Here is a 13845-nt window from a genome sequence, read left to right on the forward strand (position 1 = left end):
CACCGGCTGCCACCACAGCACGGCACCAATGGCGACCAGTGCGAAGACAAATGCCAGGCCGAAGAGCAGCGCCAAGACTGCTGAAACGTATTGAACAATGATAAGAAACGCTCGGGTCACACTATCGCCCTTTCGCCGCTAGCTGAGATCTTCCGACCACATCGCCACCAGCAGTTGATCATCCCACCTGGAATTCCACGACTCGTATCCATCGTGGTTGGGATCGATAGAGAAGGAGAATCCGCTATCGAGTAGGACGGTTAGGTCATACTCCTTCGTGTATATCGCCGAGGTTATCGGGCTCTCTTTCAGAGGCGTAAGCAGGTCGACACGCGGAGTCCCGTTCCGGGGATCCACAACAAACCTCTCTCCCGAATTCGTGACGCACACCTGACGGGGCTCATCGAAAGTGCTCAGTGTTGCTCGTTGAATCTGCTCACTTGTGAGCGGTTTCTACTGTAGCGGTCGGCGGGTGTTGGTGGCGGTGCGTTGGTTTTGGGATCGGGCGTGGTGGTCGCGTAGGCGGTAGGAGTCGCCGTCGAGTTTGATCACGACGGAGCGGTGTAGGAGCCGGTCGAGCATGGCGGCGGCGACGGTGGTGTCGCCGAGGACGTCGCCCCATTCGGCGACGGACCGGTTGGTGGTGATCACGATCGATGTTTTCAAATATCGTTGTGCCACAACCTGAAACAGGGCTGAGGCTGCTTCTGCGGGTAGCGGGAGGTAGCCGAGTTCGTCGATCACGAGCAGGGTGGGGCCGGCGAAGAATCGCATGGTGGTCGACCAGCGGCCCTCGATCGCGGCTTTGTGGCAGCGGGCGGCGAGATCGGCGGCGGTGGTGACGTAGGTGCGGTAGCCGGCGTGGACCGCGGCGTGGGCCAATCCGACCGCGAGGTGAGTTTTGCCGGTACCGGGCGGCCCGACGAGCAGCACGTTGGTCGCCGATTCCAGGTAGGCGCAGGTGCCGAGTTCGCGGATCAGGGCCGCATCCACGCCGGGGGCGGCGTCGTAGTCGAAGGAGTCCAGTGTCGCTGGGGTGGGCAGGCACGCGAATCGCAGTCGGCCGGCCAGGCGGCGGGCGTCGGTGGCGTCGACCTCGATCGCCAGCAGGTGCTCGAGGGTGTGGGTGAGCGTCCACGCTTCGTCGGTGGCGGTGTGCAGCACCCCAGGAAGTGCTTGGGCGGCCGCGTCGAGTTTGAGGGTGGCCAGATGTCCGCGCAGCTTCTGATACAGCGAGACCGCCGCCTGCGACTGCGGCTCGTTGTTGGCGGTCGGGTGGGTATTGGTGGTGGTCATGACAAGGTGTTCCTATTCTGTGCGGCGCGTTCGTAGACGGTGAGGTCGGTCACCGATGCTGCAGCATCGGTGGCTATGTTGTGTTCAGAGGTGTTGTCCCGCAATGCTTGTGCGGCGGCACGAGCGGCGGGGCTGGGTGGGATGCGTTCTTTGCGGCGGTGTGGGCGCCCGCCCGTGGAGGCGTGGCCTTTCACCAGGGTTTCCAGCGCGACGACGTGGCCGTGGTCGCGGATCTGGGCGCCGGAGCCCGGGCTGGCCAGCTGGTGGCGGGCGATCACGATGCCTGCGGTGGTGGCGATGTCGATATGGCCGTCGCCGAGTTTCTCGGTGACGGTGACCTCGCTCATCGCGACTTCCGGTGGCACCGAGTACTGGTTGCCTTTCCACGACACCAACGCTTGCCGGGAGACCTGGCGCGATTCGGTGAGCATCGCGGGATAGGGTGCCGCTGGTGGCCGGCGTAGCGGTTCACGTTTGGCGATGGTGATCACCGAGGCCCGCCCGTCGCGGGTGGGGCGTAGCCGAATATCGGAGCGGGTGCGGCAGAACGTGTCCACGCTTGTTTGGGCTTGCTCGGCGGTCGTGTCATCGGGCACGGTACGCCACCAGCGTTGCGCAGCTGTGTGATTGGACTTTTCGACCACACCTTTTCGATTGCCGCGCCGTGGCGGGCACACTGCTACCGAGACGCCGTAGTACTTGGCTACCGCGGCGAACTCGGCAGTCACGTCCCCGGTGGCGGGATGACACACCGTGGCCATGCGATCGAATCGCCACGTCTTGCTCACCCCACCCAACTGACGGGTGATCCGGTCAATGCCCGCGATCACCTGTGGACGGGTCATATCCGGGGCCAGATAGCCGCGCCATTTCCCCGAATGCGCCAGCGACCCGACAAGCAGGTATGCGGTTTTGCCCCAACCCCATTCGGCGGGCGGATCAGGCAACTCGACCCAATCCCATTGAGTTTCCTCACCCGGCAGGTGAGGGATCACCGCGTTGGGCCGGTCGGTGGCCGTTGCGCACTGCATACACACCGGCCGCAACCCCCGCACCCGGATCTGGCGAGTCAACGTCTGATACGACTGGGTGTAGCCGAGGTCTTCGAGTTCATCGCACAACGTGCGCGCCCACAGATGCGGGTCGTCGGCCAGTCTGGTGGCCACGTAGTCGACGAACCGGTCGAACGGATCCACCTCGCGCTTCTTACGCTGGCCCGGTGTGGTCGTCTCGTTGAGATAGTTGCGGATCGTGCGGCGGTTGCGGCCCAAATGCCGGGCAATCGCCGAGATCGTCCACCCCTGCTTTCGCAGGGCATGTGCTTCCACGGATTCTCCTTGTGTGAGCATGAACGAGCGGGCCTCCCTCGAAGGCAGATGAGTGGTCAGAGACCATCAGCATCGAGGAAGGCCCGCCCTATTGGCGGTGCCACACAAGTGAGCAGTTTCAGTTAGCCAGACTGGGCAGTTTCAATGAGCGCCGTCACACCATCGGATCCTCAAGGGTGAGGAAATTTCCGTTGTCCGTTTTGAGGATAATGGTGTAGCCGCTCGCAATATCGACGACGATGTCGCCGGCCAGCGGCAGTGATTGAACTTCACTCACAGCTCTCATCCCTTCACACCGCACGACCCGGCAAAACAATCCCCAAAAACGGGGACACACAGAACCGTATGTCAACGATGTCGCGACTCATGACTTGGCGGAGCTACCGGGACAGCTGTCGAACTTTCCCGCCGAGGCTGACAAGCTGATCGTCTGGTGGCGCATCTACGCGAGGTGACACCTCGAAAGACCAGCGAGCGACTGAGGCCGCAAGTCGACATCGGCGTCAATCGCTGCGGCTATCTGGTTTGCGTCGTCGACACCGAGTGCGGACAACCCATCGACGTACTCAATAAGCAGCCCTGCGCCCGATGGAGTCGCGCTGAACTTTCCCGGGTCTAGTGTCGCATCGTCGATATGGTGGAGAACGCGCGGTCCCAGGTACGTAAGCCACCCAGGAATACCTATGATCAGCGCACCATCGCCAGCAGGATCGAGCCCGAAGCCATTACATGCACGAAGTGCTGCGCCACCGGACACCGAGGCTACGTCGGGGCGAAGTCCGTCGACGACACCGTTGAACACGGCCCTCAACGGTGTCTCGTCAGGCGACCCCTGACTACTGACAGCGCCATGCAACATCTCAGGTCGTTCGATATTGATGGTCACTGCGACACTGTCCAGTGATTGGCCGTCCCCGGTCGCGATATGGATGACCAGCTCTACCGCGGCACCGGGCACCGCGGTGGTATCCGCATTGACCACACGGATTTCGTGCTGGGGAACCCACGCATCCAGCGCCATCGATGGCGTTAACCACGCGTCGATAGTCCGGACGTCCTCCGACGTACGAAGAGGCATCTCTGGCACATGGTCAGCACTGACGGGTACCCATCGTGCCGACGCCCAGAACCCCGCCGTGCTCTCGAGCGCTTCGAACATGCTGCCCAGAAGGTCGAATGGGTCGGCTGTAGGGTCGGCTGCAGACGCGGCGTTCACCGCGAACAGCCCACCTCGCTCCACCGGCAGTTCACGCTCGAAGGCGTGAAAAAAGCCGCGCTCACGGTTCCACCGGTCTCCTTCGAGTAACCCCGCGGATGGAGGAGCTGGTTCGTTTCCCGACAGATAACCTGACAAGTACCCGCGCGCGTACTCCGACTGCACGATGATGTCGCGAGGATGTGCAGATTGCCCCACACGGTCACGGAGGCTGAAGACGCTCACCAGCCCTCGGAAAGTGTGTGGGTTACCGCTGATCACGAAGGGCTCGTCACCGTATCCGGCAACTCGCACCACCAGCCGAGAATCGGCCCAACCGGGTAGATCAAACCCTGAATCACGGCTCCGACTATCAGATGCCATCGTGTGTGCCCGTTCCTGAATACATAAACATTCTTACCAGTCTTAGGGTCTGCGAAATCCCAGTGTCCACCACCGCCCAGATTTGCCCCAAGCCCATAGCCAACCTTTCTTGTCGCCCCCTTTGTGACATCATGAGGACCGGAGCCAGGAGTAGAATTCGGGGTAATCGACCGGAAAGTACTCCCACTCCCATTCCGCGCCCATGAACTTGTCTCTATGAATCGCCCCCGGCGCCCCCACACTGGACACTTCAGGGCCGTTTAATCCTACGCCAAAGAACAGCTCAGGCAGAATAATCCCTTCGGTCGGGAAGGTCGACCTATGACGAGTTCTGTAGTCGAAGAGTACCGCACGCCGTGGATCGTCTGGGTCCTTTGTGTCAGGGAGCAATTCCCACTCCGGGAGGGAGTCCCAAGCACGCCAGAAGCTCTCCGCAAGCGACTCGCCTTGACACTGAACAAACGGCGCTCCATCACCGATGATGTAATACTCATTTTCCAAGAACCAGTCGCGCAGCTTGTCGTAATCCCAAACTCCACGGAGCAGTGTTGTTATGTCACTACCAGCAGCATCTATCAAATAGATGCAACCCTCGTACTCCTCTCCGCCTACGGCCTCCGGTTCCGGACGTTTCATCCTAAGTCTCACACGTATCAATCTCCCTGATGTGGCAGCCCTTCATCGTCTTACCATGAATACGAGTCACAAATAGCGTGGTGTGCCGTACACGTTGATCGTGTCGAGTTTGAGGTGACCGGCATCGGTACAAAGCTTGGCCACCAGTACGGCAGGCCAGTGGGGCAGGTATCTCCCGCCGGCCCCGGATAAGTATCATATTGATTGAAACAATAGAAGAGGATTACCCATAAGGTTGCGAAGGACACTACGAGCATTACCGCTAAATAGGCCTTCCGGCCAGCCTTAACCAGGCACACGGAAACAATGAACAGGACCACCAGACCAAATCCGAATGTTAGAAGTATGTACTTCATGATAATGAACTGTGCGACGATAGCCGGCTGATTTACGTCGCAAGATGCCCACTGATTAAAGACCGCGCACACACTCACCAACATCAGTACCGAAGCGCCTAGAACGGGAGTGGCAATCGTCCGCAAGGCGGGAAATTTCCAACTCACTTCGGCCGAATCCGAGGAACATTCTCTCCCCGCGCCAGCGCTGCTGCCATGTTGTTCACTAGCTGAATCACCGCGCCGTAGAACTCGGGGTAGGTGAGGTCCGCGCCGTACGTATCCCATAAATCCATACCCAACTTCATCGACATGTCATCACCAGCATCACTAACCCCAGTCGCCTTCTCGTTCAGATTCGCTCCGGCGTACAATCGGTCGCGCGTAAGTCCTGCCGCCCCGCCAACGTATCCACAGTAAATGTTCGAAACGCCACAAAGCTAAAGCAGCGGATGTATTGACGCGACCTTTACCGAGATGATTCCTAATACACTGGACTGTTTCCGAATTTACATTTCCTTTCATCTGCTTGAAGATGTACGTCATAGCGTAGTCAAATCTGTTACTTACTTCAGTGCTGCCACGGTATAGTTCGACGGCTCCTAACCCGAAGTAATTTGGATACTTCGATTCATAGCCGATGTTCTTCACGGCTTCCTCGACATACGAAGTCGACGCACTCGTATTGCCACCCGCACGTCCACGAAGAGGCCCGCACGCATGGATTCGCCGCCGCACCCGCCACGCACCTGCTCATGGGACTTGATCGCCGACTCGACCCACCCGTCACCCGTGCGTTTGGTGGCCTACCGATCAGCAAACGAACTCGGTGCAGCACCAGATGCACCCGCCCCGATCACCGACGCGGTCACCGCCAGCGCCGCGCACACCACTGTCAGCCCTGATCGTCTCCGCACCCGACTGTCATCGCTCACCATGACGCCACCCCCACCACTCAGTGCATCACAACAAAATTGTGATGCCAGATTCTGAACTGCCCTCGGATACTCAAGCACGGCACCCGGGATTCGGCAACCTAAAGATCGGCATCGGCTTCTTTGATTCGGCAAGTGTGCTGGTCGCAGCGATAAGCGAGAATTCCGGACCGGAAACAATCCCCAAGAATGGGGACAGATGACCCAGCGGCTAACGCAGCCAGCCAGTCTCCGATCATCTAGACAGCCACCCATCCACCTCGACGCAGAAAAGCAATGAGCCGCGACACCGTATGTCTACGATGTCGCGGCTCATGACTTGGCGGAGGATAGGAGATTCGAACTCCTGAGGGCTGTTAACCCAACCCGCGTTCCAGGCGAGCGCCATAGGCCACTAGGCGAATCCTCCAACGACGGTCGATCATAGCCGGGAGCGGGCGTCCAACCCAAACTGCACCGTCATCACCGACCTCCGAACCCGCCCGACCGGGCCTCTCCTAGCGCAGGTTTGCGGGCAGCAGCGAGACCGGCGCGATGAGGGTGTCGGTGTCGGAGCTACCGGCCGACAGGATGCCGATGACGTTGCCTTGTGCATCCCGGATGCCCGATCCGCTGTCGCCTTCGGCCGAGCGCAAGAGCGCGCGGACGCTGGTCGTCGTGTTCTGCAGCAGGAAGGGCGGGGCGAAGGAGTATCCGTATGCGGTGCGCATGGTCGGCTTGGGGTCGGTGATGGTGCCGGCACTGAACCGCGTGGTCACGCCGTTCTTGGTGACCCGTTCGCCCTTGACGATCGGAGCGCTCCAGGCGATCGAGTCGACCTGCGCGTGGGTGTTGCGCCCGAGGCTGATGACCGCGATGTCCAGACCCTTGGTGATCCGGTTGGCGGTGATGCGGCCGATCGTGTCGCCGTGCTCGTCATACACCTCCTGGCCGATGTGTCCGCAGTGACCGGCGGTGAGGGCTTTGGTCGGGGAGACGACGGCACCGAGTGTGCAGGAGGTGGCCGTGATGATCGTCTCGTCGACGTTGATCTCCATACCCGACCGCACCGTCGGGACAGCCGCCTGAGCGGAGGCCATCGGGGCTGCGACGAGTCCCGCAGCGCTGAGCACGAACGCGGCGGCCATCAATTTGATACGCATGTGTTCCGTCTTTCGTCTGGTTGGCGAACTGAGGGCAATCTATCAGGCATATTCGAGATAGCAAATCATCGATTGCCGGTTTGTCCCCATTTAAGTGGAACGTCCGTAGACTCGTGGCGCCGTCGTCGAAGGGAACCCACATGTCCACTGCTTCCACTCCCACCGGTCCGATCGCGGTCCTCGGCGCCACCGGAGGTCAGGGCGGCGCCGTTGTCGATGCACTCCTCGACGTCGGACGAAGCGTTCGGGCCGTCGTCCGGTCGCCGGAGTCCTCGCGCGCGCAGGCACTTGCCGACCGCGGTGTCGAGCTGGCCGTCGCCGACCTGATGGGTGGCGACGGCCTGGCCGAGGCGTTTGCCGGAGTCGCCGGAGCGTTCGCGCTCACCACGCCGTTCGAGTCGGGTGTCGACGCCGAGCTCACCCAGGGGGATGCGATCATCGCCGCGGCGCGTGCATCAGCGCTGCCATATCTCGTGTTCTCCTCGGTCGCCAGCGCCGACCTGAATACCGGGGTCCCTCACTTCGATTCGAAGTACCAAGTCGAGCAGCGCCTCGCGGCGACCGACATCGCCCACACCGTCGTCGGACCGACGTACTTCTACGACAACATCTTCGGCGATCGTGATGCACTCGCGGCCGGGTTACTCCTGATGGCGATGCCGACCGAGATGCCGCTGCAGCAACTCTCGCGTGCGGACCTGGGATCATTCGTCGCGAACCTCTTCGCCGATCCCTCTGCCCATGCCGGTGAGCGCATCGACATCGCCTCCGATTCGGTGACACCGGGCCAGATGGCCGCCGTCCTGTCGTCGGTCACCGGCAACGATGTTCACGCGGAATCCTATGATCCCGAACGTATCTCATCACCGGACATGCGTGCGATGTTCGGTTTCCTCTCGACAACGGGCTACAGCGTCAACATCACCCAACTGCATCAGCAGTACCCCCAGGTCGGGTGGCAGTCGTTCGCCGAATGGGCGGCCGGCGCGTTCGGCCAGGGCGTCGACACGCCCTAGGAAGACCGGGTTACTCCACCCGGTTGCCGTGTTCATCCCAGTGTGCGGCAACCTTTTTGCTCGGTTGGACACGTGGCGGCTCGCCGGGCATCTTGGGGTAGCTCGGCGGGTACGGCATGTCGTGCAGCCCGTTGGCGTCGTCGCGCTGCACCATCTCCAACAGCGGTTCGAGGCCGACGCGGTGCTCGGCGATGTCGGCCATCGGATCCCGGCGTCGGGCAACCAGGTCGGGGACGGTGGCCATGGTCGCGTCGTCGGGATGTATCTCGGCGAGTTCGGCCCACGTCACCGGCGTCGATACCCGGGCGTTGGCGCTGCGGCGCACCGAGTACGGCGAGGCCATCGTGCGGTCCCGCGCATTCTGGTTGAAGTCGATGAAGATCCGTTCTCCGCGTTCCTCTTTCCACCAGGAGGTGGTCACCGTGTCGGGATCACGACGCTCCATCTCGCGCGCGATCGCGATCACCGCACGGCGGGTGGCGATGAAGTCCCACTGCGGCTCGATCGGCACGAACACATGAATACCGCGCCCGCCCGAGGTCTTGGGGAATCCGGTGTATCCGAGTTCGTCGAGCAATGGGGCGAGCACATCGATCGCCACCCGACGCACATCGTCGAAATCGGTACCCGGCTGTGGATCGAGATCGATGCGCAACTGGTCGGGATGATCGTTGTCACCATCATGGGTGGGCCAACTGTGAAAGGTGACGGTACCGAGATTCGCCCCCCACACGATGTCGGCAGGTGCTTTGGGGCACAACGCATCTCCGGTACGTCCGGAGGGGAATGTGATCCGGGTGGACGGAACGTGCTCGGGACGTTTCTTGGCGATGTGCTTCTGGTAGATCTCGTCGCCCTCGATACCGTCGGGGAAGCGCTGCAGGAAGGTGGGCCGATCGCGCAGCGCTGTCATGATCGGGCCGTCGCCGCCGTCGTCGAGCAGGGCCATCTGCCGGTAGTAGCCGACGAGATCGCGTTTGCGGCCACCATTTTCACCGAGTTCGGGGAAGTAGATCTTGTCGGGGTTGCTCATGCGTACGGCGATACCACCGACGTCGAGTTCTTCGGCGGGCGAGCGAGAAGCCATGTCAGTCCTGCCCTTCCAGCACATCGTGCAGGTCGTAGGTCAGCGGCACGTCGAGCTGCTCGTATCCACAGCTGTCGGGCTCGCGGTCGGGACGCCATCGTAGGAACTTGACGGTGTGCCGGAAGCGGCCGTTCTCCATCTGGTCATAGGCAACCTCGGCGACGAGTTCGGGCCGGATCGGAATCCACTCCCCCGACTTCTCCGAACGCCACCGCGTCGGTTCCCCGGCAGAGGGTTTGTCCGGGTCGAGACGCATCGGCTCGAACATCTGCTGCAGCTCGACGCGCTTGGCATCGGTGAAAGCACCTGCCCCACCGACCATTCGCAGCTCGCCGTCGTAGAACAGCCCCAGCAGCATCGACCCCAGACCGGTACCGCTCTTGTGCACGCGGTAGCCGATCACCACACAGTCGGCAGTTCGCTTGTGCTTGACCTTGATCATCTCGCGCTTGTTCTCCAGGTAGTGACCGGCAAGGCGTTTGGCGACGACGCCGTCGAGTCCGGCGCCCTCGAACGCCGAGAACCAGTCCTCGGCGACGGCCGGATCGGCGGTCACCCGACTGACATGGAATCGGCGATCACGCCCGCCCGGACCGATGGCCTCCACGAGCGCCTCGCGCCTGGTAACGAAAGACTCGTCGATGACACCGACGTTCCCGAGCGCGAGGGCGTCGAAGCCGATGAAGATCGCCGGTGTGGTCTCGGCGAGCATCGCGACCCGCGAGGCCGCCGGATGGATGCGCTGGGCCAGCGAGTCCCAGTCGAGTCGATGGGTGTCGCCGATGAGCGAGGGCACACCGATCTCCCCGTCGAGCACCACTTTCAGGGGCAACTCCGCGCGGGCGGCGGCAACGATCTCGGGAAAGTAACGTGCGAGGTCCTTGCCACCGCGAGAGCCGATGACGACCTCGTCGCCGTCACGAAAGATCAACGCGCGGAATCCGTCCCACTTCGGTTCGTAGGACCATTCCGGATTGTCGGCGGGTTGGGCCGGAACCGCGCTCGCCGCTTTGGCGAGCATCGGCGCGACCGGAGGAGTGACGGGGAGATCCACCTCACCATCGTCACCCACTTGTAGCCTCTAGGGCAATGACCGCACACCCTGGCGTTTCCGCGGCCGGCCCGGCGGGACGGTTCGCCCCGTCGCCCTCCGGAGACCTCCATGTGGGCAACCTGCGTACCGCCGTGTTGGCGTGGCTGTTCGCCAACACGACGGACCGGAGGTTCTTGCTGCGCATGGAGAATCTGGACCGCACAGCCGTCGGCTCGGACGCCCGACAGATCGCCGACCTGCACGCACTCGGCCTCTCCTGGGAGGAGCCGGTGCGCTACCAAACCGATCGGCTGCCGCGCTACCGGCAGGTCATCGACGACCTCACCGCGACCGGACGGACCTTCGAGTGCTTTTGCACACGTCGCGAGATCCTCGAGGCACCCAGCGCACCGCACACACCGCCGGGCGCGTACCCGGGAACCTGCCGCACCCTGACCGCCGCGCAACGCGAGGCCAAGCGTGCGGCCGGCCGGCCACCGGCGATCCGGATCATCGCCGACCGCAGCACGTTCACCGTCGACGACGTACTCCACGGCCGCTACACCGGTGCGGTCGACGATTTCGTCATCCAACGCGGTGACGGCACCCCGGCCTACAACCTGGCCGTGGTCGTCGACGACGCGGAGCAGGGCATCGACCAGGTCTGCCGCGGCGACGACCTGTTGTCGTCGGCGCCGCGACAAGCGTATCTGGCCACGCTGCTGGGATATTCGCCGCCGACCTACGCCCATGTCCCCATGGTGCTCAACACCGACGGCGTCCGGCTCAGCAAGCGCGACGGCGCAGTCACCCTCGCCGACCTCGCGGCCACCGGCATCGATGCCGGCATCGTCCTCGATCACATCGCCGTGTCACTGGGTCTCGCCGCGGCGGGCGAGCGCATCGACATCGCCACGCTGGCAGCGAGATTCGATCCCGCTGTGCTGCCGCACTCGCCGTGGATCGTCTCCGATCTCGAGTGGCGCTGACCGCTCTTGGCGCAACCGGCCGCGGCTGCGCTCAGCTCGCGGTGGCGAGCAGTCGGGTCAGGACGTCGTCGATGGACAGCACCCCGATGACCCGCCCGCCGTCGACGACGACCGCGATGTGATTGCGGTACTGCCGCATTCGGCTCAGGGCGTCGTAGACCGGAAGTGCAGGCGTCATTTCCAGCACCGGCCGCATGAGGTCTGCGGCGCTCGCGTCGGGGGCGGCCTCGAGACAGTCCCGGACGTGGACGACACCGCTGACCCGCGGCCCGTCGCGGACCACGAGACGCAGATGCCCGCTGTCCCTGGCCCGTGCCTCGATGACGGCCGCCCTCGCATCGTGATCGACCCCATCGGGATCGACCACCGTCGCCACGTCCGCCACCGTCAGTGACGCGAGATCCAGTGCGCTCGAGAGGTGTTCGTGATAGCGGGCCTCGAGCGTACCGACGGTCGCCGAATGCTCGACGAGCTGGCGCAACGTCTCCGGATCCTGCCCGGAAGCGACCTGGTCGACGGCCTCCACACCGACCATCCGCAACACCCGGTTGGCCAGCCTGTTGAGTTGGACGATCACCGGGCGGGTGAACCACATGAACACCCGCATCGGGATGGCCAACAACACCGCCGACCGTTCCGGGTGGGCGATCGCCCACGACTTCGGCGCCATCTCACCGACCACCAGGTGCAGGAACGTCACGATGATCAGCGCCAGGACGAATCCGGCGATGTCGGCCAACCACAGTGGCGCGCCGATGTTCTCGAACGCCGGCGTCAGCCAGTGATGGACGGCCGGCTTGGTGACCGCACCGAGCGCCAACGTGCACACGGTGATCCCCAACTGCGAACCGGCGAGCAGTACGGACAGCTCCGACGCGCTGCGCAGGGCGGCACGCGCGGAACGGCTGGTCGCCGCGGCGTCTTCGAGGCGGTGCCTGCGCGCGGCGATCAGCGCGAACTCCACGGCGACGAAGAAGGCGCTGGCCGCGATCAACGCGACCGTCACGGCGAGAACGACCCAGGGGTTGCTCATCGCTGACTCTCCTTCGGTGATTCGTCGGCGGCCGGGACGGTCTCGCGCGTCACGTGCACCATGGCGGGTACTCGGTGGGCGATCTCGACGACAGTGGCGATCAGTCGCGGCGGGAGCGCCGGTTCGTCGTCGACGAGGCCCGCCGGGTCGGGTTCGATCGGCAACACCACGCTGTCGCCGACCTCGGGCAGTTCCCCCGCGGTGGCGATGACCAGACCGCTCAGCGTTTCGTAATCCCCTTCGGGGAGTCCGTATCCCAGCGTGCGGGACACCTCGTCGAGGTGTGCGTCACCGCGGATCGCCCAGCCGTCGGCGAGCACCGCGATGGGTCCGGTGTCGGCGGGATCGTGCTCGTCGTCGATCTCACCAACGAGTTCCTCGGCCATGTCCTCGGTGGTGACGATGCCGGCAAATCCGCCGTATTCATCGATGACGACCGCCATCTCGTCACCGGCGGCGGTGACGTCGTCGAGTACCTGCGGCAGCGGCAGCGTCGTCGGGACGATCACCGCGGGGCGTGCGAGGTCGCGGGCGGTCCTTGCAGTCGGTGCCGGGGTCGCCGACCATTCCAGGATGTCGGCGAGGTGGACCACCCCGACGACGTCGTCGGTGCCCGCATCGATCACGGGATAGCGTGTGTGGCCGGTCGCCATGCGGCTACGGACCGCGGCGAGATCGAGGTCGGCGGGCACGGTGTCCACGCGCGGACGCGGGATCATCGCGTGATCGGCGGCGCGAGTGGGGAATTCGAGAACGCGATCGAGAAGCTGGGAGAGTTCCGCGGGAATCTCCCCGGCCTGCGCCGACTCCGCGACGATGTGTTCGAGGTCGCGGGGCGTCGCCGAATGCTCGACGTCGTGCACCGGTTCGATGCGCAGCGCCTTGAGCAGCAGGTTGGACGCCGCGTCGAACACCGTGATCAACGGACCGAAGATCTTGAGGTAGGTGCGGGTCGACAACGCGAGTCGACGCGCAACCGGTTCGGGCCGGGCGATGGCGAGGTTCTTGGGGAACAGCTCGCCGAAGACCATCTGGATCACCGTCGAGAACAGCACCGCGAGGATCGTGCCGATGGCCACGCCGACCGACACCGGGACCCCGACGTCGCCGAGCAGGTCACCGAAGCCGCTGCCGATGAGCGGTTCGGCGACGTAGCCGACGAGCAGACCGGTGACGGTGATGCCGAGCTGAGCGCCGGACAGCATGAATGACGTGCGTCGGGTCACCGCGAGCGCACGGGTTGCGGCGGTGTCACCTGCCTCGGCACGTGCCTTGAGGCGGGACCGGTCGACGGCCATGTAGGCGAATTCCTGGGCGACGAAGTAGCCGGTCAGCGCCGTGATCGCAAAGACCACCAGGATGCCGATGAGGATCCCGAGCAATGTCAGCAGCATGATGCCCCGCTCTCGGGGGACATGACCGCGGCTCGGTCAGAA

The 13845-nt window shown here is 63.5% G+C and carries 13 protein-coding genes and 1 tRNA gene; 2 read left to right on the top strand and 12 right to left on the bottom strand.

Annotated elements, in window-relative coordinates; genetic code table 11:
* Positions 1–453: 453 nt before the first annotated feature.
* The 8 genes from istB to J6U32_RS01030 all read right to left on the bottom strand — a co-directional run bounded on the left by istB (position 454) and on the right by J6U32_RS01030 (position 7251).
* Positions 454–1296 carry an IS21-like element helper ATPase IstB gene (gene istB / locus J6U32_RS01000; RefSeq protein ID WP_208793161.1) on the bottom strand — a complete coding sequence of 281 codons (843 nt, stop codon included), beginning with the start codon at positions 1294–1296 and terminating at the stop codon, positions 454–456.
* Positions 1293–2645 (bottom strand): Mu transposase domain-containing protein, encoded by a 1353-nt coding sequence (locus J6U32_RS01005; protein ID WP_208793162.1) that lies wholly within the window; start codon positions 2643–2645, stop codon positions 1293–1295. Before J6U32_RS01005 ends, istB begins: the two co-directional genes overlap by 4 nt.
* Positions 2646–2778: 133 nt before the next feature.
* Complete coding sequence (locus tag J6U32_RS27615) at positions 2779–2901, bottom strand: hypothetical protein (RefSeq protein ID WP_280118967.1); 123 nt, start codon at positions 2899–2901, stop codon at positions 2779–2781.
* A 165-nt stretch (positions 2902–3066) separates the two neighbouring features.
* The gene (locus J6U32_RS01010) at positions 3067–4203 is read right to left on the bottom strand and encodes a hypothetical protein (RefSeq protein ID WP_208793163.1); all 1137 of its coding nucleotides are present in this window, start codon (positions 4201–4203) and stop codon (positions 3067–3069) included.
* A gap of 129 nt (positions 4204–4332) precedes the next feature.
* Positions 4333–4839, bottom strand: a complete 507-nt coding sequence (locus J6U32_RS01015) for a hypothetical protein (protein WP_208793164.1) — start codon at positions 4837–4839, stop codon at positions 4333–4335.
* Positions 4840–5338: 499 nt separating this feature from the next.
* On the bottom strand, positions 5339–5488 hold the full coding sequence (locus J6U32_RS27150) for a hypothetical protein (RefSeq protein ID WP_244332457.1): 150 nt from the start codon (positions 5486–5488) through the stop codon (positions 5339–5341).
* 941 nt (positions 5489–6429) lie between these two features.
* A tRNA-Ser gene (locus tag J6U32_RS01025) sits at positions 6430–6518 on the bottom strand.
* An 88-nt stretch (positions 6519–6606) separates the two neighbouring features.
* The gene (locus tag J6U32_RS01030; protein ID WP_208793165.1) at positions 6607–7251 is read right to left on the bottom strand and encodes a trypsin-like serine protease; all 645 of its coding nucleotides are present in this window, start codon (positions 7249–7251) and stop codon (positions 6607–6609) included.
* 140 nt (positions 7252–7391) lie between these two features.
* Here J6U32_RS01030 and J6U32_RS01035 point away from each other — a divergent pair, with 140 nt between their 5' ends.
* Positions 7392–8267 carry an NmrA family NAD(P)-binding protein gene (locus J6U32_RS01035; RefSeq protein ID WP_208793166.1) on the top strand — a complete coding sequence of 292 codons (876 nt, stop codon included), beginning with the start codon at positions 7392–7394 and terminating at the stop codon, positions 8265–8267.
* Positions 8268–8277: 10 nt separating this feature from the next.
* Here J6U32_RS01035 and J6U32_RS01040 read toward each other — a convergent pair whose 3' ends face one another.
* Both J6U32_RS01040 and J6U32_RS01045 read right to left on the bottom strand, forming a co-directional pair.
* On the bottom strand, positions 8278–9354 hold the full coding sequence (locus J6U32_RS01040; protein WP_208793167.1) for a DNA polymerase domain-containing protein: 1077 nt from the start codon (positions 9352–9354) through the stop codon (positions 8278–8280).
* 1 nt (position 9355) lies between these two features.
* Positions 9356–10408, bottom strand: coding sequence for an ATP-dependent DNA ligase (locus J6U32_RS01045; protein WP_208793168.1), 1053 nt, complete (start codon positions 10406–10408; stop codon positions 9356–9358).
* Positions 10409–10518: 110 nt separating this feature from the next.
* Between J6U32_RS01045 and gluQRS the strand changes: the two genes are divergently transcribed.
* Positions 10519–11376, top strand: coding sequence for a tRNA glutamyl-Q(34) synthetase GluQRS (gene gluQRS, locus J6U32_RS01050; RefSeq protein WP_348273373.1), 858 nt, complete (start codon positions 10519–10521; stop codon positions 11374–11376).
* A 31-nt stretch (positions 11377–11407) separates the two neighbouring features.
* Here the strand turns inward: gluQRS and J6U32_RS01055 are convergent, their stop codons facing one another.
* Positions 11408–12409 (bottom strand): hemolysin family protein, encoded by a 1002-nt coding sequence (locus J6U32_RS01055; protein ID WP_208793170.1) that lies wholly within the window; start codon positions 12407–12409, stop codon positions 11408–11410.
* Entirely contained in the window at positions 12406–13803 is a 1398-nt protein-coding gene (locus J6U32_RS01060) for a hemolysin family protein (protein WP_208793171.1), read from the bottom strand. The genes J6U32_RS01055 and J6U32_RS01060 overlap by 4 nt, the downstream gene beginning before the upstream one ends.
* Between the last annotated feature and the right edge of the window lie 42 nt (positions 13804–13845).

Origin of the sequence: Gordonia polyisoprenivorans (assembly GCF_017654315.1) — a bacterium.
Classification (GTDB): Bacteria; Actinomycetota; Actinomycetes; order Mycobacteriales; family Mycobacteriaceae; genus Gordonia; species Gordonia polyisoprenivorans_A.